Raw genomic sequence first — 19535 nt, 5'->3', positions numbered from 1 at the left:
GGCGGAACGGAGACAACGAACCATGCACCTCCACGACTTCTGGTTCCTCGTGATCGCCGTCCTGTGGACCGGCTACTTCTTCCTCGAAGGGTTCGACTTCGGCATCGGCGTCCTGACCAAGGTCCTGGCCAAGGACCGCACCGAGCGCCGGGTGCTGATCAACACCATCGGGCCCGTCTGGGACGGCAACGAGGTCTGGCTGATCACCGCGGCCGGCGCGACCTTCGCCGCCTTCCCCGACTGGTACGCCACCCTGTTCAGCGGCTTCTACCTGCCCTTCCTCGCCATCCTGGTCTGCCTGATCGTGCGGGGCGTGGCCTTCGAGTACCGCCACAAGCGGACCGGTGAGCGCTGGCAGCGCAACTGGGAGCACGCGATCTTCTGGTGCTCGCTGCTGCCCGCCTTCCTGTGGGGGCTCACCTTCGCCAACATCGTCCGCGGGGTGCCGATCGGCTCGGACAAGAACTTCAGCGGCACGCTCCTCGACCTCTTCGGCCCGTACGCCCTGCTGGGCGGCCTCCTCACGCTCGTGCTCTTCACCTTCCACGGCGCGGTCTTCGCCGCCCTGAAGACGGCGGGGGAGATCCGCCACCGGGCCAGGTCCTACGCCACCGTGTTCGGCATGACCGCCGGTGTGCTCGCCGTGGCCTTCCTCGGCTGGACGCAGGCCGAGTCGGGCAACGGGCGCAGCCTGGCCGCCCTGATCGTCGCCGTGGTCGCCCTGGGCGCGGCGCTGGTGATGAACCACGCGGGGCGCGAGGGCTGGGCGTTCGGCTTCTCCGGGGTGACGGTCGCGGCGGCCTTCGCCCTGGTCTTCCTCGCCCTCTTCCCCGACGTCATGCCGTCCTCGGTCAACCCGGCGTGGAGCCTCACCGTGGCCGAGGCCGCCTCCAGCCCGTACACCCTGAAGATCATGACGTGGGTCGCGGTCCCCATGACGCCCCTGATCATCGGCTACCAGGCGTGGACCTACTGGGTCTTCCGCAAGCGGATCGGCACCCAGCACATCCCGGCACCCGCCGGCCACTAGGACGGAACGCGCATGAAGCCCGTCGATCCCCGACTGCTCCGGTACGCCTCCGCGACCCGCCGCTTCCTGGTCGCCTCCGTCGTGCTCGGGCTGGCGGGGGCCGGCCTGGTCATCGCGCAGGCGATGCTGATCGCCGACGTGGTGACCGGAGCCTTCCGGCACGGCCGGTCCACCGGCGACCTGGCCGCGCAGCTGGCGCTGCTGGCCGCCGTGGCCCTGGGCCGGGCGGCCGTCACCTGGCTCACCGAGCTGACCGCGCACCGGGCGAGCGCGGCCGTGAAGTCCGAGCTGCGCACGCGGCTGCTGACGCGGGCCACCGCGCTCGGGCCCGACCGGCTGGACACGGTGCGGACCGGTGAGCTGGCCACCCTCGCCACGCGGGGGATCGACGCGCTGGACGACTACTTCGCCCGCTATCTGCCCCAGCTCGGCCTCGCGGTCGTCGTGCCGGTGGCCGTGCTCGCGCGGATCGCCACGGCGGACTGGCTCTCCGCGCTGGTCATCGTCCTCACGCTGCCGCTCATCCCCCTCTTCATGATCCTCATCGGCTGGGCGACGCAGTCCCGGATGGACAAGCAGTGGCGGCTGCTGTCCCGGCTGTCCGGCCACTTCCTCGACGTCGTCGCGGGGCTGCCCACCCTCAAGGTCTTCGGGCGGGCCAAGGCGCAGGCCGAGTCGATCCGTGCGATCACCTCCGACTACCGGCGCGCCACGCTGCGGACGCTGCGTGTCGCCTTCCTCTCCTCCTTCGCGCTGGAGCTGCTGGCCACGCTCTCGGTGGCCCTGGTCGCGGTGGGCGTCGGCATGCGGCTCGTGCACGGCGAACTCGGCCTGGAGACCGGGCTGATGGTGCTGGTCCTGGCGCCCGAGGCGTATCTCCCGCTGCGGCAGGTCGGCGCGCAGTACCACGCGGCGGCGGAGGGGCTGGCGGCCGCCGACCGGGTCTTCGCGGTGCTGGAGACCGAGCCGGCGCCGGCCGGCACGCTGCCCGCCCCCGACGCCGGGACCGCGACCCTGACGGTCGACCGGCTGGTGGTGCGGCACGAGGGGCGGGCCGAACCCTCCCTGCCCGAGACGTCGTTCGAGGTGCGGCCGGGGGAGACGGTCGCGCTCGTGGGACCCAGCGGCGCCGGTAAGTCGACACTGCTGAACGTCCTGCTCGGATTCGCGCGCCCGGCGGCCGGGCGGGTGCTCGTAGGCGGTACGGATCTGTCATCGCTCTCCCCCGGAAGCTGGCGGGACCAGGTGGCCTGGGTCCCGCAACGACCCCATCTCTTCGCCGGGACGGTCGCCGAGAACGTGCGACTGGCCCGGCCCGAGGCGACGGACGCGCAGGTGCGGGAAGCACTGCGCGCGGCCGGTGCGCTCGACTTCGTCTCCATGCTGCACCACGGCACTGACACCCGCCTCGGCGAGGACGGTGCCGGGCTCTCCGCCGGGCAGCGCCAACGGATCGCGCTGGCACGGGCGTTCCTCGCCGACCGGCCCGTCCTGCTCCTCGACGAGCCCACCGCGAACCTCGACGGCGAGACCGAGGCCGCCGTGGTCGAGGCCGTGCGCCGGCTCGCCGAGGGCCGGACCGTCCTGCTGGTCGTGCACCGCCCCGCGCTGCTCGCGGTCGCGGACCGCGTCATCCGCGTCGACGCCCAGCCGGTGGAGCGGCAGGCGGCCGCCCTGGCAGCCCCGGACGTCCCGCCCGCACGGACCGAGCGGCCGGGCGCGGTGGCGGACGAGGCGGGCGCGTACGACGTGCCGGGCGAGCCCCTGCCCGTACGCGGTGCCGGAGCGCTCGCCCGGGTGCGGGGCACCGGGAAGCCGCTCCGGGCGCGGTTCGCGCTCTCGCTGCTGCTGGGCGCCCTGGCCCTCGGCAGCGCCGTCGGCCTGATGGGCGTCTCCGGCTGGCTCATCTCGCGGGCCTCCCAACAGCCGCCCGTGCTCTATCTGATGGTGGCCGTCACCGCGACCCGCGCGTTCGGGATCGGACGCGCCGTCTTCCGCTACGCCGAGCGCCTCGTCTCCCACGACGCCGCGCTGCGCGCCCTCGCGGGGCTGCGGGTGGAGGTCTACCGGCGCCTGGAGCGGCTGGCGCCCGCCGGGCTGCGGGAGACCCGTCGGGGCGACCTGCTCTCCCGGCTGGTCGCGGACGTGGACGCCCTTCAGGACTACTTCCTGCGCTGGCTGCTGCCCGTCGGCTCGGCCGTCGCCGTGGGCACCGCCTCGGTCGCCTTCACCGCGTGGCTGCTGCCGGAGGCCGGTCTGCTGCTGGCGCTCGGACTGCTGGCCGCCGGAGTGGCCGTACCCGCTCTGTCCGGCGCGTTCGCGCGGCGCGCGGAGCGGCAGTTGGCGCCCGCCCGCGGCGCGTTGTCGACCGAGGTCGTCGACGTCCTGGCGGGCACGGCGGAACTGACGGTCGCGGGCGCCCTGCCCGCCCGGCTGGCGCGGCTGCGCGAGGCCGACGGACGGCTCACCGGGATCGCCCGCCGCGCCTCGGCCGCCACCGCGCTCGGCTCCGGGCTCTCCGCCCTCGCCTGCGGCCTGACCGTGGCGGCCGCGGCCTGGGCGGGCGTGGGCGCGGTGCACGACGGCCGCCTGGGCGGCGTGTGGCTCGCGGTGGTGGCGCTCATGCCACTGGCCGTGTTCGAGGCGGTGGCCGGACTGCCGCTCGCCGTGCAGTACCGGCAGCGCGTACGGCGGTCCGCGGAGCGGGTGTACGAGGTGCTGGACGCGCCCGTGCCCGTGCGGGAAGGGACGGATGGCGCTCCTGAATCGCCGTTCCCGCTGCGGGTGACGGGGCTGGGCGCGCGGTATCCGGGACGGTCCGAGGCGGCCCTGGAGGGGTTCGGCATGGAGCTCGTACCGGGCCGCCGGGTCGCGGTCGTGGGCCGCTCCGGGGCGGGCAAGACGACGCTCGCCCAGGTGCTGCTGCGCTTCCTGGACGCGGAGTCCGGGACGTACACCCTGGCGGGCCGGGACACCGGTCCCATGGCGGGTGACGCCGTGCGGAAGCTGGTGGGCCTGTGCGCGCAGGACGCGCATCTCTTCGACAGCTCGGTGCGCGAGAACCTGCGGCTCGCGCGCCCCGGGGCGGACGACGCGGAACTGCGGTCCGCCCTGCGGTCCGCGCGGCTGCTGGAGTGGGTCGACAGCCTCCCGGAGGGGCTCGACACGCTGGTCGGCGAGCACGGGGCGCGGATGTCCGGCGGGCAGCGGCAGCGGCTCGCGCTGGCCCGCGCGCTGCTCGCCGACTTCCCCGTGATCGTGCTGGACGAGCCCGCCGAGCATCTCGACCTGGTGACGGCCGACGCGCTCACGGCAGATCTCCTGGCGGCCACCGAGGGCCGTACGACCGTGCTGATCACCCACCGGCTGGCCGGGCTGGAGGCGGTCGACGAAGTGATCGTGCTGGAGCGCGGGCGGACCGTGCAGCGGGGCACCTACGAGGAGCTGGTGGCTGCGGACGGGCCGTTCCGGCGGATGCTGGAGCGCGAGCGTGTGGCGGACGCCTGGGGGATGGCCGGGGCGGCTGGGTCGGTTGGGGCTTCCAAGGCTGCTGGGGTGTCCGGGGCGGCTGGGCCGGAGGGCGCGGAGGCGGTGGCGGGGGCGCTCTCCCGTCGGTGAGCGCCCCCGCTGCGGGACCGGACACCGGCCGTGGCCACTTTCCATGACAAATAGTGCTTATTAGGCTCTACGGTATGGCAGCCACGGCAGAACCCTCCGGCTCGCAGGAACCCTCCGGCCCGGCCGGCGCGCGGGCGCCACAGGGCGCACAGGGCGCACAGGGCCCGATGGACCCGCTGGCCATCGCCACCGAGGCCACCCGCAGCCTCCAGGGGATGTCCACCGAGCTGACCGCGCGCGTGCCGCAGCTGCTGGAGGCCATGCGGTCGGTGGGCACCGGCCCGGAGCTGCACTCCACGCTCGACCGGATCGCCGAGACAGCCGCCGAGCTGGCCGCCGCCCGCTACGCCGCCATCGGGATCATCGACGCCAGCGGGGAGGGGCTGTCCGACTTCATCACCCATGGCGTCACCGACGAACAGCGCGAGCGCATCGGGGCGCTGCCCGACGGCCATCGCGGGCTGCTGGGCGCGCTGATCCACCAGCCGGCGCCGGTGATGCTCTCCGACCTGGCGGCCGACCCGCGCTCCGCCGGCTTCCCGCCAGGACACCCGCCGATGCGCAACTTCCTCGGGGTGCCCATCCAGGTGGAGGGGGAGATCTTCGGCAATCTCTACCTCACCGAGAAGCTCGGCGGCGGGGAGTTCAGCCTCGCGGACCTCAACATGGTGAAGATCCTCGCGACCGAGGCGGGCATCGCCATCGGCAACGCGCGCGTGTACGACGAGGGCCGCCAGCGGATGCGCTGGATCGACGGTTCCGTGGCCGTGACCACGGCTCTGCTGTCCGCCGGCGACGCCGAGGACGCGCTGTCCGTCGTCGCCGAACAGGCGCGCAGGCTCGCGGACTCGGCGGCCGGCATCGTGCTCCTGCCGGACGGCGAGGGCGGCCTGGAGATGGTCGCCGTCTCCGCCGACGACCCCACCGGGCTGCTGGGCACGGTGATGCCGCCGCACAGCCCCGTGGTGTCCCATCTGCTCGCGGGTGAGCCGGTGTTCATCGACGACTCCGCCACCGACCCACGCATGATCACCGGGGTGGCCCCGCGCTTCGGCCCGAGCATGCTGCTGCCGCTCAAGAGCGGCGACCGCGTGCTCGGCACGCTCGCGACGCCACGCGCGCGTGGCGCACGGGGATTCACCGCGACGGAGCGCACCCTGGCCGCGCAGTTCGCCGCGCAGGCCGCCCTCGCGCTCGTCCTGGCCGAGGCACAGCGTGACCGGGAACGGCTCGCCGTCTACGAGGACCGCGACCGGATCGCCAGGGACCTGCACGACCTGGTGATCCAGCGGCTGTTCGCCACCGGGCTGATGCTGGAGAGCGCGCAGCGCAACGCCGAGGTGCCCGACGTCCGGACCAAGGTCGGCCAGGCCGTCGACCAGCTGGACGTGACCATCCAGGAGATCCGTACGGCCATCTTCGCGCTCCAGCAGGGGCCCGCGGAGGCGCCCGCGGGACTGCGGACACGGGTGCTGAGGGAACTGGGCACGGCAGCGGTGCCGCTCGGCTTCCAGCCCTCCGCGAGCTTCGTCGGACCGGTCGACGCGAAGGTCGGCGAGCTCACCGGTAAGAACCTCGTCGCCGCGCTGCGCGAGGCGCTCTCCAACGCCTTCCGGCACGCGCGGGCCTCCCGCATCGAGGTCGTCGTCGACGCCACGGCGTCCCTGCCGGACGGCCGGGACGCGGTGCGGCTCACGGTCGCCGACGACGGCGTAGGCATCCCCGAGGGCGGCCGGCGCAGCGGGCTGCGGAACCTCGCCAAGCGGGCCGAGTCGCTGGGCGGCTCCAGCGCGTACGGGCCGGGGCTGGGGCCGGACGGGGGCGGCACGCGGGTGATGTGGGAAGCGCCCTTGTAGCGGGCGCTCAGGAGCCCTCCCGGCGCCCGCCTCGTGGCGCTCCGCCGTCCTCCGATCGGACCCTCACGGGGCGCGCTCGGCCGCGGTGCGGGACACGATCGCGTTCATGGGACGCCTGTACCGCCTGCTCATATCGCGCGGACCGTGGATAACCCGCGACCGCGTGCTCTGTGTGCTGTGCGCGCTCTGCACGGTGGTCTGGCCGCCGTTCGGCTCCGGCTTCCCGGCGGCCGGCGGGACCCCGCACAGGATCACCCGGGTCACCTCCGAGGTGTTCCGGCTGGCGGAGGAGGCGGGGGAGGTGAAGCAGCGGTTCGAGCGGACGCGGCGCGCGGCCGGGGAGCAGAAGGCGCGGGCCGAGGAACTCGACCGGATGCTGCGGGGCCGCGAGGTCGTCACGGCGGCCCTGCGCGACGACGCCGGGGCGGCCGCCCGCGCGCAGTACCGCACCGGCGGATTCACCGTCGAGGCCGGGGCCGAGGACGCCGAGGACCCCGTCGAACTGCTGGAGCTCCAGGAGCCCGCAGTGCGCCGCAGGGCGGCGCTGGGACGGCTGCTGGACGAGGGCGGCCGCCTGACCGGGAAGCTCGCGGCCGAGAGACAGGCCCTGGCGGCCTCCCGCCCCCTGCTGGAGCAGGACAGCGCACGGCTGAAGGCCGCGCAGCACTCGCTCACGACGCGTCTCGAGGCCGCGCGCGAGACGCTGAACTCCCTGTCCCAGACGTCCGTCGCGAACGGCCGCTGCGAGCCGCTGGACGTCGAGGACGTGGGGGTCGGCGACACCGAAGGACGCGCGGCGGGCGACGAGCACGAGGAGTGGACCCGGCCCGTGCTGTCGTACGAACTCTCGGCGGGTTTCGGTGGCACCGGCGCGAACTGGGCGAACGGTCACACAGGACAGGACTTCGCCGTACCGGTCGGCACACCGGTGCGCTCGGTCGGCGCGGGAACGGTGGTCTCCGCCGGGTGCGGCGGTCCCTTCGGCATGAGCCTGGTGATCCAGCACGAAGGCGGCTGGTATTCGCAGTACGCCCACCTGTCGGCGGCGCTCGTCACGCCGGGCCGGCAGGTGCGCGCGGGCCAGTGGATCGGGCTGGCGGGGACGACGGGCAACTCCACCGGCCCGCACCTGCACTTCGAGATCCGTACGACGCCCGAGTTCGGGTCGGCGGTCGACCCGGTGGAGTGGCTGAACGCCCACGGCGTGCGGGTGTAGGCGGCGACGGCACGGTGGTGCTGCCCGCCGCCGGGGCTCAGCGGGAGTCCAGGATCCGCTCGATGACCACGGCGACGCCGTCCTCGGTGTTGGCGGCGGTGTGGTGCGCGGTGGCGGCGAGGACGTCGGGATGGGCGTTGGCCATCGCGTACGCGGTGCCGGCCCAGTCGAGCATCTCCAGGTCGTTGGGCATGTCGCCGAACGCCACGACCTCCTCGGGCGCGATGCCGCGCTCGGCACAACACCGGGCGAGCGTACTGGCCTTGCTGATCCCGAGGCCGCTTATCTCCAGCAGGGCAGTCGGGCTGGACCGGGTGAACTCGCCGTGCGCGCCGCCCGCTTCCCGGGCGACGGCCAGGAACTCGTCGGGCTCACGCTCGGGGTGGTGGGCGAGCAGCTTGACGATGGGGTCGGTGTAGCCGGAGTCCTCGCCCAGCAGCTTCTCCGCGGGGGCGAAGACCGCCTCCGGGTCGAGGAAGAAGGGCGGGTAGGCGGGCTCGTAGTGGGTGCTCCCGGTGCGCTCCACGGCGAACGAGGTGCCCGGAGCGGCGGCACGCAGCGCGTGCACGACGGCGAGGGCGGCGGTGCGCTCCAGCGGCCGGACCTCGACGCAGCGGCCGCCGTCGTGGAGGTCGACGACGGCGGCGCCGTTGGCGCAGATCGCCAGCCCGTGGCCGTGCACGTGGTCCCGGACGACGTCCATCCACCGGGCCGGCCGTCCCGTGACGAAGAAGACCTCGATGCCCGCCGCCTCGGCCGCGGCGAGGGCCGCGACGGTGCGCTCGGAGACCGTCTTGTCGTCGCGCAGGAGGGTGCCGTCGAGGTCGGTGGCGATCAGCCGGGGGAAGGCGGCTGGGCGGTGGACCGCCGGGGTCTCGGGCTGCTCGATAGCTGAAGTCACGGCTCCATTCTCGTTCACGGACCACAGGTGTCGCACAGGCGTGCGCAGGGGTGGGCGGCCGGGGCGGCCGGGAATCCACGGTCGCCGCGTACGACGGATCCTGTGCCGGGGGCATGGGCTTTTGTCATACCCAGCGCTTAGGCTCGGTCCCATGCGACTGAGCACCGTGATCCTTCCCGAGCGCCGCTGGTCCGAGGGCGGCCGCGAGACGTGGCAGCGAGCCGAGGAGCTGGGCTTCCACGCGGCCTACACCTACGACCACCTGTCGTGGCGCACCTTCCGGGACGGCCCGTGGTTCGGCGCGATACCGACGCTGACGGCCGCCGCGACCGTGACCTCGCGGATGCGGCTGGGCACGCTCGTCACCTCGCCCAATTTCCGGCACCCGGTGACGCTGGCCAAGGAGCTCATCTCGCTGGACGACATCTCCGGCGGGCGCGTCACGCTGGGCATCGGTGCGGGCGGCTCCGGTTTCGACGCCACCGCGCTGCTGGGGGGCGGCCGGGAGCCGTGGACCCCGCGCGAGCGCGCCGACCGCTTCGCCGAGTTCGTCCCGCTGCTGGACCGGCTGCTCACCCAGGACGTCGTCTCGTACGACGGGGAGCACTACTCCGCGTCCGAGGTGCGCAACATACCGGGCTGTGTGCAGCGCCCCCGGCTGCCCTTCGCCGTGGCCGCCACCGGCCCGCGGGGGCTCAGGCTCGCCGCCCGCCACGGGCAGGCGTGGGTCACCACGGGGGACCCGAAGCTGTTCGAAACGGGCACGCCGGAGCAGTCGCTGAAGGCCGTGGCCGGGCAGATCGAGCGGCTTTCAGCCGCCTGCGCCGCGATCGACCGTGACCCCGCGGGCCTCCACAAGATCATGCTCACGGGCTTCACCCCGGACCGGCCGCTGGATTCCTTCGATGCCTTCGTCGACTTCGCGGGCTCGCACGCCGAACTGGGCATCGACGAGATCGTGGTGCACTGGCCGATCGCCGATTCGGTCTTCGCCGCCGACCTCGCGGTCTTCGAGAAGATCGCGACGGACGGGCTCGCGCAGCTCTCCTGAGGGCGGCACGGCGGGTCCGACGGGGCCGTGGCGATCGCCGTGCGTTCTCCACCCTCTTTCTTTACCCCGCGCACAACCGCTGAAGGAGGAGAATCGAGGGCAGAGGCACTCACTGGGGGCGCACGCCGCGCTGAGCCTTGGAGGTACCCCATGCCACGGACCCGATTCGCTCCCGACCGGGGGCTGACCACCCGCATGGTGAGCACGATGTTCTTCATCGGGCTGCTCTACGTCGTCTTCGTGGGCGTGCTGGTGGTGTTGCTGCGCGGGGCCTGGCCGATCGTCCTGATCCTCGCGGGCGGCATGTTCATCGCCCAGTTCTGGTTCAGCGACAAGATCGCCGCCTTCAGCATGGGGGCGCGCGAGGTCACCCCCCAGGAGGCGCCCGAGCTGCACGGTGCCGTCGACCGGCTGTGCGCGCTCGCGGACATGCCCAAGCCGCGGGTGGCCATCGCCGACAGCGACGTGCCCAATGCCTTCGCCACCGGGCGCAACCAGAGGAACGCCGTGGTGTGCGCGACGACCGGCCTGCTGCGCAGGCTGGAGCCCGAGGAGCTGGAGGGCGTGCTCGCCCATGAGCTCTCCCACGTCGCCCACCGCGACGTGGCCGTGATGACGATCGCGTCCTTCCTGGGCGTGCTGGCCGGGATCATCACCCGCGTCGGCCTGTGGGGCGGCTTCCGCCGCGCGGGCGGCCGCGATCAGAACACCGCGCTCCTGATGGTGCTGATCCCGCTGGTCAGCGCGGTCGTCTATGCCATCAGCTTCCTGCTCACGCGGCTGCTGTCCCGCTATCGCGAGCTGTCGGCCGACCGCGCGGGCGCCTTGCTGACGGGCAGGCCCTCGGCGCTGGCGTCCGCGCTGACCAAGGTCACCGGGCAGATGGCGCAGATCCCGACGCGCGACCTGCGGCAGGCCGAGCCGTTCAACGCCTTCTACTTCGCGCCCGCCTTCTCCAAGGACAGCCTGAGCCGGCTGCTGTCCTCGCACCCGACGCTGGAGCAGCGGCTGGACCAGCTCGGCCGGATCTCGGCGGAGCTCGGCCGCGCCTGAGCGCGCCGCACGCCCTTCGGTACCTCGGAGACTTCGGGACTTCCGGACATCTCCGCGGCCTCCGGAAACTCGGAAAAGGAGCTTCGCCTGTGGGATTCCTGGACGCCATCCTCGGCCGCAGCAAGCCGGTCCGCCCGGACCTCGACCAGCTCTTCGCCCTGCCCTCCGCCGCCGTCACCCTTCAGGCCGGCGCCGGATTCACCCCGACAGGGCTGGGCTCGGTGTGCTTCGCGAGCGTGGAGGGCGGGGCGTTCGGCCGGCTCCAGCAGGACGTCCGGGAGCTGCTGGACGCCGATACGGAGCGCGGTGGGGCGCCCGTGGAGTTCAGCCAGGACGGCTACGGCTACACCTGGCTGCTCGCCCGGCAGCCGGCCGACGACGTGGCGGGCCTGGTGAACGACCTGCACGCCGTCAACACCCTGCTCCAGGAAGGCGGTTTCGGACCGCAGCTGCTCTGCTCGCTGCTCGGCTTCCGGGACGAGGGCGGGCGTTCGCTGGCGCTCGTCTATCTCTACAAGCGCGGCACCTTCTATCCCTTCGCGCCGATGCCCGGCGGGGGCGACAAGCGGGACAACTCCCTGGAGCTTCAGGCCCGGGCGCTGCTGACGAACGACCTGCGGATCGAGGAGGACCTGGCGCGGTGGTTCCCCGTGTGGGGCGCGCCCGGCCTCAATTGATGAGGCACCACTTGATGGAGCGTCACTTCTCCTTCGCTGCCGCGATCTCGTCGGCGGCCCAGCGGGCCCACTCCTCGCGCATCGCGGTGAAGCGCAGCCCGTACTCCAGGGCCAGCCGGCCGTTGACCGACAGGGGGTCGTCGCCCCAGTCGACCTTCTTCTCCAGCTCCTTCAGCGCGCCGTGCTGCCCGGCGGCGCGGTCCGCCTCGCCGAGGAGGTAGGCCGTCGCCTCCAGCGGGGTGAGGTGGTTGAGGAAGAAGACGCGCAGCAGCGCGTCGCTGCGGCGAGCCTGCTGCGGGTCCGGCTCGGTGAGCCAGCTGTGCAGCTCGGCGCGGCCCGCTTCGGTGATGGCGTACTCCTTGCGGCCGCGAGGGCCTTCCGCCGCGACCTCCAGCAGACCGCCCTTCGCGAGCTTGCCCAGCTCGCCGTATACCTGGCTCTGGGTCGCCGGCCAGACATTGCTGAGGGAGGTCTCGAACCGCTTCATCAGGTCGTAGCCACTGGCCGACCGGTCGGCCAGCAGTCCCAGCATCGCGTGTCTCAGGCTCATGGCCTCACTCTAACTTCCACTGGTGACCCGTCAAGGGTGGACGTTCCACTTCTGACATGTCATAGTTGGAATATCGGTTGGGCGGCCAACCGGGGGGTACACCGCATCGGCTGAGGAGAGCTTCATGAATTATCTGCGTGGCTTCATTCCCTGGATCGCGCTGGCTGTCGTCTCGTCCTGGGGCTGGCAGTGGGGCGCGGCCGTCGGGCTGGGCGCGGGTCTCGTGCTGCTGGTCAAGGACCACAAGGCGGGGGTGGCCGCCGATTCGCTGATCCTGGAGCGCAGCACAGTCCTCTTCTTCGCCGCGCTCACCACGCTGGCCTTCGCCCTCCCGCAGAGCGGGCTGCGCCACTTCGTCGGGGCCCTCTCGCTGGGCTGGCTGGCCCTCACCGCCTGGGCCACGCTGGCTGTCGGGCGGCCCTTCACCACGGGGATAGCCAAGCGTCAGGCGCCGCCCGAGGTCTGGGACAACCCGGTCTTCCGCCGGATCAACGTCGTGCTCACCTCGGTATGGGCCGGGGCCTTCGCCCTCACCGCCGCCGTCATGACCGTGGTCGCCGCCACCGGTCTCGGCAGCGAGGTGTCCATCCCGGTCCAGGCCGCCGGATTCGTCCTCCCCGCGGTATTCACCGCCCGCTACCCCGACCGGGTCCGCGCCCGGCTCACGGCGGCAGCGGCCCACTGACGGCGCGGGCGGCGGCATCAGTCGCGCGGGAGCAGGCCGTCCATCACCCGGGCCTGCACCTCGCGCTCGGCGGCGGCGGCGATAAAGGCCGCGACGTGCTCCTCCCCGACGAGCTCGCGCACGGCTTCGAGGGTGTGGACGGGGAGCCGAAGGCTCCGGTGGGTGTGCGGCTGGGCGGCGGGGGCGGGAAGCGGCAAGGGGGCCGGTCCCGTGCTGAGGGGCTCGGCGGCCGTATCCTCCGCCGGTTCGGCGGCGAAGGGCTCCGATTCTCCGTGCTCCTCCAGGCGGTGGCGGAGATAGCTGGTGGCCAACGAGCGCATCGCGCGGGCCAGTTCGGCGTCGACGGTCTGCTGGGCCAGCGGGCGCAGGCGGCGGACCAGCGCCGCGGCCTCGGCCGCTTCCTCGTCGGTCGGCGGGTGGTCGAAGAACTGGTGGAAGACGTGCTCGGTCGTGAAGTCCAGGAAGCGCGCGGCTATGTGCTCGACGTGGGTGCGCAGCTCGCGCAGGTGGCCGGAGATCGCGGGCAGCGGCACCCCGGCGAGGTGGAGCTCGGCGGCGACGGCGAGTTCGCGGGGGCTCGGCACCAGGAACTCGTCCGGCGCGTCCGCGACCGGGACCAGCACTCCGAGCCGTACGGCCTCGGATACGGCGTCGTCGTCCTGGGCGCCGCCGAACCGCTCGTCCAGCGCCGCGCGCGTGATCCGTTCGGCCTGTTCGTCGGTCCAGGGGCCGTCGACCTCGGCGACCAGACCGAGGACCCCGCCGAGGTCACGGCCCGCGTCCCAGGCGTCCAGGAGTTCCTTGATGCTGGCGAGGGTGTAGCCGCGGTCGAGGAGACCGGCGATCCGCTGGAGCCGCGCCAGATGGGCCTCGCCGTAGACATTGGCGCGGCCGCGCCGCTCGGGCCGGGGGAGCAGCCCCCGGTCCTGATAGGCGCGGATCGTGCGGGCGGTGGCCCCGCTGTGGTGGGCGAGGTCGTCGATCCGGTACTCGACGGCCATCCGGCCCGGCGGCTCGTCGGGGTGGGGCTGTTCGAGCACCGGGCCGGGGGCCGGAGCGGACGGCACCGCCGCCGGCCCGGACTCCGGCCTTCGCACGTGCTTCGTGGTCACAGGGGCGCTCCTTACGAGATGGCCGCGCGGCCGATCGCGCCCGCCGCGGACCGTGCCGCGGGTGAGGTCGCCAGATACTCGACGGCACGGCGCAGCGACCCCTCCTGCGAGGGATGGTACGACCGCCGCAGATATCGGGGTACGGCCGAGCCGAGCTCCCGCCAGCTGGGCAGCAGGCCCTTGGCGACGGCCCTGTCGTGCTCGCGCAGCGAATAGCGCAGCCGCCCCGCGAGCTGGGGGTCGTGCCGTATCAGATAGGCGGCTCCCCAGCCCCACAGGTAGAACAGCATGGGGGCGGTGAAGGCCATGCCCAGGACCCGGCGGGCATAGCGCCCGGCCTCGGCGCCGCCGCAGTGTTCGTACATGTCGAAGGCGACCGAGCGGTGTTCGACCTCCTCCGCGCCGTGCCAGCGGAGCAGGTCCAGCATGACGGGGTCGGGTCCGGCCCGGTCCAGGCCGTCCGCGTGCAGCACCCAGTTGCCCAGCACGGCGGTGAACTGCTCGATGGCGGCGATCAGCGAGAGCCGGAAGCGCAGCCACTCCCGGGCGGTCACCGGGAGGCCGAGCGGCGGCCGGTCGCCGAGCAGGGCGTCGAAGAGGAAGTCCACATGGCGGGTGTACGGGCCGGTGTCCAGGCCCTGCCGGGCGAGGTGGCCCAGCACATAGGCGTGCTGGACGCTGTGCGTGGCCTCCTGGCCCATGAATCCCTTGACGTCCTTGAGGAGTTCCGGATCCCGCACGAGGGGCAGGGCCTCCTTGAACACCTTGACGAACCACCGCTCCCCGGCGGGCAGCAGCAGGTGCAGGACGTTGATGACGTGGGTGGCGGTGGGTTCGTCAGGGATCCAGTGCAGGGGGGTGTCGTCCCAGTCGAAGGCGACGCGGCGCGGGGCGATGGGGTGGCCGCCGCTGTGACCGTGGTTCATCTCTGCTCCTCTGCGGGCTTTCCGCTACAGCGGTGGGTCGATCCGCGCGATGGCGCGCAGCACCCGCGGCGCGAAACGGGACATGAAGCGGACGCCGTGCGCCTCGGGGGTCACGGGGACGACGGCCTGGTCGCGGAGCACGGAGCGCAGGACGGCGTCGGCGACCTTCTCCGGTGGGTAGTTGCGCCTGCCGTACGCCCGGCTGGCCTTCTCCCGGCGGCGTCGCTGCTCCTCCTCCGGGACGCCCGTGAAGCGCGCGGTCCCGGTGATGTTGGTGTTGACCAGGCCGGGACAGATCGCGGTGACCCCGATGCCCTGTCCGGCCAGTTCGGCGCGCAGGCTCTGGCTGAGCATCAGCACGGCCGCCTTGGAGGTGCTGTAGGCCGAGAGCGTCTTGAAGGGCTGGAAGGCCGCGGCGGAGGCGGTGTTGACGATGTGGCCGCCCTGCCCGCGCTCGGCCATCTGCTTGCCGAAGATCCGGCAGCCGTGGATGACGCCCCACAGATTGACGTCGAGGACCTTCCGCCAGTCCTCCGCGGAGGTGTCCAGGAAGGCCCCGGACAGCCCGATGCCGGCGTTGTTGACCAGCACGTCCACCACGCCGTACTCGGCGGCGACCTTCGCGGCCAGCTTCTCCATGGCCTGCTCGTCCGCGACGTCGGCGCACTCCCCCCATGCCTCGGGGGCGCCGATCAGCCGTGCCATCTCGGCCGTGCGCGTGGCCCCCTCCGCGTCCAGGTCGACCGCGACGACCCGCGCGCCCGCTTCCGCGAAGGCGAAGGCGGTGGCCCGGCCGATGCCGCTGGCCGCGCCGGTCACCAGCACCAGCCGGCCGCCGAACGCCTGGGCGTAGGGGCTGTCGGCCACGGCCCGCCGCACCCCGCGCGCCACCGGGCCCTGTGCCCCGGCGGCGCCCTCGGCGCCGCTCCGCTCATGGAGGGTGACGAACTCGGCGATCCAGGCCGAGAGTTGATCGGGGCGTGTCCGCGGCACCCAGTGCTTCGCGGCCAGGGTGTGCCGGACGAGGCCCGGCGCCCACTGCTCCAGGTCGTCGTAGACCCGCATCGACAGGAAGGCGTCGCCGGTCGGGGTGATCAGCTGCACCGGCGCGTGGGCGTAGGCGTCGGTGCGCGGCCTGCGCAGGCGGGGGCGGACGTTGTCGCGGTAGAGCCACGCGCCGTGCGCCGCGTCGACGGGCAGCGAGGGCGTCGGATAGCCGTCGGAGGGGACCTTCTCCGAGCGCTCCAGGATCTTCGGCCACTGCTTCATGAGCGGCCCGCGCATCACCGCCTCCGGCACGGCCGGGGTGTGCAGCGCCGAGACGTACCAGGACCGGGCGCCCTGGCCGAGCAGGTGGGCCACGCGGCGCGGGGTCGGCCGGGTGAGGCGCTTCCTGAACCAGAGCGCGAGGTGGTCGAGCCCCGGGCCGGAGATGGAGGTGAAGGACGCGATCCGCCCCTCCGTGCGCCCCACCGTCACGAACTCCCAGCCCTGCACGGACCCCCAGTCGTGCCCGACCACGTGCACCGGGGCGTCCGGGCTCACCGCGTCCGCGACCGCCAGGAAGTCGTCCGTGAGCTTCTCCAGCGTGAACCCGCCGCGCAGGGGCCGCGGTGCCGTGGAGCGCCCGCAGCCGCGCACGTCGTACAGCACCACGTGGAAGCGGTCCCGCAGCCGCGCGGCGACCGCCGACCAGACCTCCTTGCTGTCCGGATAGCCGTGCAGCAGCACCACCGTGGGCCGCTCGGCGTCGCCCAGCTCGGCGACGCACAGCTCGATCCCGCCCGTGCGGACCCGGCGCTCCCGCGCGCCCTCGAGTCCGGTGTCGTGTCCGGTCATGCGGCCCTCTCCCCTTGCGCGCGCCGCACGTGCGGCAGGTCATCGTCGAGCCAGAAGGCGCTCTCCTCGGGGTCCCGGGAGTCGGTGACCACCAGGAGCTCCTCGAACTTCACGCCGGTGCCCCGGAAGCCGATGTGGGGCTCGACCGCCCACAGGCCTGGCCGGGGCGGGTGATCGGAGAAGCGGTGCGGGCTCCACAGCGGTGACCAGCCCTCCCGGTGCCCGCGGACGGCGTCGGACGCCAGCCCTTTGAGCGCCTGGGTGCCGAACCCGAAGAGCTGGGGCGACCAGCGGCGCTCCCGCGCGCGGCCCACCTTGTGGGCGATGACGCCGAAGGGATACGCGCGGTGCCGGTTGGCATAGCCGTGGCGGACCATGAGGCGGTCCACGTTCTCGTAGATCTCGCGCAGGGAGCGCCGCTCGCGCACCTGGCGCAGGATCAGCTCGCGGTACGCCGGGAGATCCGCCGTCATCCGCTCGTGCAGCGGATCGGGCCCCAGGCAGCCCGCGTAGCCGATGTCGGCGGTGAAGCCGCCGTGCACCGGGGCCATGTCGAGGATGAACGGCATCCCCGGCTCCAGCCTGCGGTCCGTCGGGAAGAACTGGAGCGGCACCCGGAACCCGACGAACGCCGTGCGGTCACCGAACCACGCGAAGGGCAGGTGGAACCAGTCCCGCACGCCGCGCTCGCGCAGCCACTCCCGCTGCATCCGCGCCGCCTCGCGCTCGGTCACCCCCGGCCGCAGCTGCGCCGCCACCGCCTCCGCGCAGTCGTACGCGAGACGCTGCACCTGCCTGAACCCCCGCAACTCCGCGGTGAGTTCCCGAGCCACTGCTGAGGTCATCGTCAACCGTCCGTCCCGCCTGCCGGGGCCCCCGGACAGCAGCCGGAGGAGCGTTCCGCAACTTGACACTGATGAATGTGACAATGCTCCGCGGCTACGTCAAGGGTTGTGCACGGCCTGTGGATAACTTTCGGTAACCCATGGGCCGTGGCTCTCCCCCCTTTCGCCACCCCCGCCTCCCCTACGGGCATGTCAGACCCGAGGACTACGCGCATCCCCTCATCTGGGCTGACGACCGCTGTGGCGCAGGCCACTAACGTCGAGGGCGTGACTGTGATCGCTACCGAAAGCCTCAGCAAGCGGTTCCCCCGGGTGACCGCGCTCGACCGGCTGTCCGTCGACATCACGCCGGGCGTGACCGGCCTGGTGGGTGCCAACGGAGCCGGCAAGTCCACGCTGATCAAGATCCTGCTCGGGCTGTCCCCGGCCACCGAGGGCCGCGCCCGGGTGCTCGGCCTCGACGTGGCGACCGAGGGCGCCGCCATCCGCGAGCGGGTCGGCTATATGCCCGAGCACGACTGCCTGCCGCCGGACGTCTCGGCGACGGAGTTCGTCGTCCACATGGCGCGGATGTCCGGGCTGCCCGCGAGCGCCGCCCGTGAGCGCACCGCCGACACCCTGCGCCACGTGGGGCTCTACGAGGAGCGGTACCGCCCCATCGGCGGCTATTCGACGGGCATGAAGCAGCGGGTCAAGCTGGCCCAGGCGCTCGTCCACGACCCCCAGCTGGTGCTGCTGGACGAGCCGACCAACGGCCTCGACCCGGTCGGCCGTGACGAGATGCTCGCCCTGATCCGCCGGGTCCACTCCGACTTCGGTATCTCGGTCCTGGTCACCTCCCACCTGCTCGGCGAACTGGAGCGCACCTGCGAGCAGGTCGTCGTCATCGACGGCGGCAAGCTGCTGCGGTCCTCCACCACCGCCGAGTTCACCCAGGCCACGGGCTCGCTCGCGGTCGAGGTCACGGACTCCGACACGCATCCGGACGGCACGTCCGCCCTCATCGGCGCGCTGACGGCGGCCGGGCTGACGGTCCAGCCCGTGGGCCGCGCCGCCGAGTTCGCCGCGGCCGGCTCCGGCCACGTCGTCCTGGTCGACGTCACCGGCGACGACACCTACGACACCGTGCGCGACGCGGTGACCGACCTCGGCCTCGGCCTGGTCCGCATGGAACAGCGCAGGCACCGCATCGCGGAGGTCTTCCAGAGCGCCGACAGCGCACACGAAAGGGGCAGCTCCGATGCCGCCTGAGAGCATCACGGCGCCCGCCCAGGACGTCATCCACAACATCGGCTACCGCAACTACTCCGGGCCCCGCCTCGGCCGCGCATACGCCCGCCGCTCGCTCTTCTCGCAGAGCCTGCGCGGTGCCTACGGCCTCGGCCGGTCGGCGAAGTCCAAGGTCCTGCCGATGATCCTGTTCGGCGTGATGTGCGTCCCCGCCGCCATCATGGTCGCCGTCGCCGTGACGACGAAGGCGACCAGACTGCCGGTGGAGTACACGCGTTACGCGATCATCCTCCAGGCCGTCATCGGCCTCTACCTCGCCGCGCAGGCCCCGCAGTCCGTCTCGCGCGACCTGCGGTTCAAGACGATCCCGCTCTACTTCTCGCGGCCGATCGAGCGGATCGACTACGTGGTGGCCAAGTTCGCCGCGATGGCCTCCGCCCTGTTCATCCTCACCGCGGCGCCTCTGCTGATCCTCTACGTCGGCGCCCTGCTCGCCAAGCTGGACTTCACCGCGCAGACGGAGGGCTTCGTGCAAGGACTGGTCTCCGTGGCACTGCTGTCCCTGCTCTTCGCCGGGCTCGGCCTGGTGGTCGCCGCCGTCACACCGCGCCGCGGCTTCGGCGTCGCCGCCGTCGTCGCCGTGCTGACGATCTCCTACGGCGCGGTCTCCACCGTGCAGGGCATCGCGCTCGACCGCGACAACACCGGGGCGATCAGCTGGATGGGCCTGTTCTCGCCGATCACCATCATCGACGGCGTCCAGACGGCGTTCCTCTCGGCCACCTCCGCCTTCCCCGGCGGCAACGGCCCCGGCACCGGAACCGGTGTCGTCTACGCCGTCGTCCTGCTCGCGCTGATCGCCGGATCGTTCGGGCTGCTGCTGCGCCGCTACCGAAAGGCCGGGCTGTGACCGCCCTCCCGCCGCCCACCGCCACCCTCCGAAGGA

16 protein-coding genes are annotated in these 19535 nt (G+C 72.9%); 10 read left to right on the top strand and 6 right to left on the bottom strand.

The window, feature by feature from the left end; translation table 11 throughout:
• The first annotated feature begins 22 nt into the window (after positions 1-22).
• The 4 genes from cydB (at position 23) to ACZ4A5_RS04130 (ending at position 7720) form a co-directional block, all read left to right on the top strand.
• Complete coding sequence (gene cydB, locus ACZ4A5_RS04145) at positions 23-1030, top strand: cytochrome d ubiquinol oxidase subunit II (protein ID WP_467578232.1); 1008 nt, start codon at positions 23-25, stop codon at positions 1028-1030.
• Positions 1031-1042: 12 nt separating this feature from the next.
• Complete coding sequence (gene cydD / locus ACZ4A5_RS04140; RefSeq protein WP_467578230.1) at positions 1043-4648, top strand: thiol reductant ABC exporter subunit CydD; 3606 nt, start codon at positions 1043-1045, stop codon at positions 4646-4648.
• Between the two features lie 167 nt (positions 4649-4815).
• Positions 4816-6504: a GAF domain-containing sensor histidine kinase gene (locus ACZ4A5_RS04135; RefSeq protein WP_467578680.1), complete on the top strand. Its 1689-nt coding sequence runs from the start codon at positions 4816-4818 to the stop codon at positions 6502-6504.
• A 106-nt stretch (positions 6505-6610) separates the two neighbouring features.
• Positions 6611-7720, top strand: coding sequence for a M23 family metallopeptidase (locus ACZ4A5_RS04130; protein WP_467578228.1), 1110 nt, complete (start codon positions 6611-6613; stop codon positions 7718-7720).
• A gap of 37 nt (positions 7721-7757) precedes the next feature.
• Here ACZ4A5_RS04130 and ACZ4A5_RS04125 read toward each other — a convergent pair whose 3' ends face one another.
• Complete coding sequence (locus tag ACZ4A5_RS04125) at positions 7758-8621, bottom strand: Cof-type HAD-IIB family hydrolase (protein ID WP_467578226.1); 864 nt, start codon at positions 8619-8621, stop codon at positions 7758-7760.
• Between the two features lie 151 nt (positions 8622-8772).
• Here ACZ4A5_RS04125 and ACZ4A5_RS04120 point away from each other — a divergent pair, with 151 nt between their 5' ends.
• The 3 genes from ACZ4A5_RS04120 to pspAB all read left to right on the top strand — a co-directional run bounded on the left by ACZ4A5_RS04120 (position 8773) and on the right by pspAB (position 11402).
• Positions 8773-9672 carry an LLM class flavin-dependent oxidoreductase gene (locus ACZ4A5_RS04120; RefSeq protein ID WP_467578224.1) on the top strand — a complete coding sequence of 300 codons (900 nt, stop codon included), beginning with the start codon at positions 8773-8775 and terminating at the stop codon, positions 9670-9672.
• Positions 9673-9822: 150 nt separating this feature from the next.
• The gene (gene htpX / locus ACZ4A5_RS04115; protein ID WP_467578222.1) at positions 9823-10725 is read left to right on the top strand and encodes a zinc metalloprotease HtpX; all 903 of its coding nucleotides are present in this window, start codon (positions 9823-9825) and stop codon (positions 10723-10725) included.
• Between the two features lie 89 nt (positions 10726-10814).
• Positions 10815-11402: a PspA-associated protein PspAB gene (gene pspAB / locus ACZ4A5_RS04110; protein WP_467578220.1), complete on the top strand. Its 588-nt coding sequence runs from the start codon at positions 10815-10817 to the stop codon at positions 11400-11402.
• A 22-nt stretch (positions 11403-11424) separates the two neighbouring features.
• Here pspAB and ACZ4A5_RS04105 read toward each other — a convergent pair whose 3' ends face one another.
• The gene (locus ACZ4A5_RS04105) at positions 11425-11952 is read right to left on the bottom strand and encodes a PadR family transcriptional regulator (protein ID WP_467578218.1); all 528 of its coding nucleotides are present in this window, start codon (positions 11950-11952) and stop codon (positions 11425-11427) included.
• 124 nt (positions 11953-12076) lie between these two features.
• On the opposite strand from ACZ4A5_RS04105, the gene ACZ4A5_RS04100 reads away from it, so the two are divergent.
• A complete protein-coding gene (locus ACZ4A5_RS04100; protein ID WP_467578216.1) occupies positions 12077-12637 on the top strand; it encodes a hypothetical protein in 561 nt (186 codons plus the stop codon).
• Positions 12638-12654: 17 nt separating this feature from the next.
• Here the strand turns inward: ACZ4A5_RS04100 and ACZ4A5_RS04095 are convergent, their stop codons facing one another.
• The 4 genes from ACZ4A5_RS04095 to ACZ4A5_RS04080 form a co-directional block, all read right to left on the bottom strand.
• The gene (locus ACZ4A5_RS04095; protein ID WP_467578678.1) at positions 12655-13638 is read right to left on the bottom strand and encodes a MerR family transcriptional regulator; all 984 of its coding nucleotides are present in this window, start codon (positions 13636-13638) and stop codon (positions 12655-12657) included.
• A gap of 122 nt (positions 13639-13760) precedes the next feature.
• On the bottom strand, positions 13761-14675 hold the full coding sequence (locus ACZ4A5_RS04090) for a metal-dependent hydrolase (RefSeq protein WP_467578214.1): 915 nt from the start codon (positions 14673-14675) through the stop codon (positions 13761-13763).
• A gap of 24 nt (positions 14676-14699) precedes the next feature.
• A complete protein-coding gene (locus tag ACZ4A5_RS04085) occupies positions 14700-16514 on the bottom strand; it encodes an SDR family oxidoreductase (protein ID WP_467578212.1) in 1815 nt (604 codons plus the stop codon).
• On the bottom strand, positions 16511-17359 hold the full coding sequence (locus ACZ4A5_RS04080) for a M24 family metallopeptidase (RefSeq protein ID WP_467578210.1): 849 nt from the start codon (positions 17357-17359) through the stop codon (positions 16511-16513). Before ACZ4A5_RS04080 ends, ACZ4A5_RS04085 begins: the two co-directional genes overlap by 4 nt.
• Before the next feature lie 240 nt (positions 17360-17599).
• On the opposite strand from ACZ4A5_RS04080, the gene ACZ4A5_RS04075 reads away from it, so the two are divergent.
• Together ACZ4A5_RS04075 and ACZ4A5_RS04070 are read left to right on the top strand one after the other, a co-directional pair.
• Positions 17600-18610, top strand: a complete 1011-nt coding sequence (locus ACZ4A5_RS04075; RefSeq protein ID WP_467578208.1) for an ABC transporter ATP-binding protein — start codon at positions 17600-17602, stop codon at positions 18608-18610.
• Positions 18600-19499: an ABC transporter permease subunit gene (locus ACZ4A5_RS04070; protein ID WP_467578206.1), complete on the top strand. Its 900-nt coding sequence runs from the start codon at positions 18600-18602 to the stop codon at positions 19497-19499. Before ACZ4A5_RS04075 ends, ACZ4A5_RS04070 begins: the two co-directional genes overlap by 11 nt.
• Positions 19500-19535: the final 36 nt, after the last annotated feature.

This window comes from Streptomyces sp. NPDC025618, from assembly GCF_055558795.1.
This window is presented reverse-complemented; position numbering and strand designations above follow the sequence as displayed.

Coding starts and splice junctions, on each gene's coding strand:
- cydB (WP_467578232.1), top strand. CDS start 23: ATGCACCTCCACGACTTCTGGTTCCTCGTGATCGCCGTCCTGTGGACC.
- cydD (WP_467578230.1), top strand. CDS start 1,043: ATGAAGCCCGTCGATCCCCGACTGCTCCGGTACGCCTCCGCGACCCGC.
- ACZ4A5_RS04135 (WP_467578680.1), top strand. CDS start 4,816: ATGGACCCGCTGGCCATCGCCACCGAGGCCACCCGCAGCCTCCAGGGG.
- ACZ4A5_RS04130 (WP_467578228.1), top strand. CDS start 6,611: ATGGGACGCCTGTACCGCCTGCTCATATCGCGCGGACCGTGGATAACC.
- ACZ4A5_RS04120 (WP_467578224.1), top strand. CDS start 8,773: ATGCGACTGAGCACCGTGATCCTTCCCGAGCGCCGCTGGTCCGAGGGC.
- htpX (WP_467578222.1), top strand. CDS start 9,823: ATGCCACGGACCCGATTCGCTCCCGACCGGGGGCTGACCACCCGCATG.
- ACZ4A5_RS04105 (WP_467578218.1), bottom strand. CDS start 11,952: ATGAGCCTGAGACACGCGATGCTGGGACTGCTGGCCGACCGGTCGGCC.
- ACZ4A5_RS04100 (WP_467578216.1), top strand. CDS start 12,077: ATGAATTATCTGCGTGGCTTCATTCCCTGGATCGCGCTGGCTGTCGTC.
- ACZ4A5_RS04095 (WP_467578678.1), bottom strand. CDS start 13,638: ATGGCCGTCGAGTACCGGATCGACGACCTCGCCCACCACAGCGGGGCC.
- ACZ4A5_RS04090 (WP_467578214.1), bottom strand. CDS start 14,675: ATGAACCACGGTCACAGCGGCGGCCACCCCATCGCCCCGCGCCGCGTC.
- ACZ4A5_RS04085 (WP_467578212.1), bottom strand. CDS start 16,514: ATGACCGGACACGACACCGGACTCGAGGGCGCGCGGGAGCGCCGGGTC.
- ACZ4A5_RS04080 (WP_467578210.1), bottom strand. CDS start 17,359: ATGACCTCAGCAGTGGCTCGGGAACTCACCGCGGAGTTGCGGGGGTTC.
- ACZ4A5_RS04070 (WP_467578206.1), top strand. CDS start 18,600: ATGCCGCCTGAGAGCATCACGGCGCCCGCCCAGGACGTCATCCACAAC.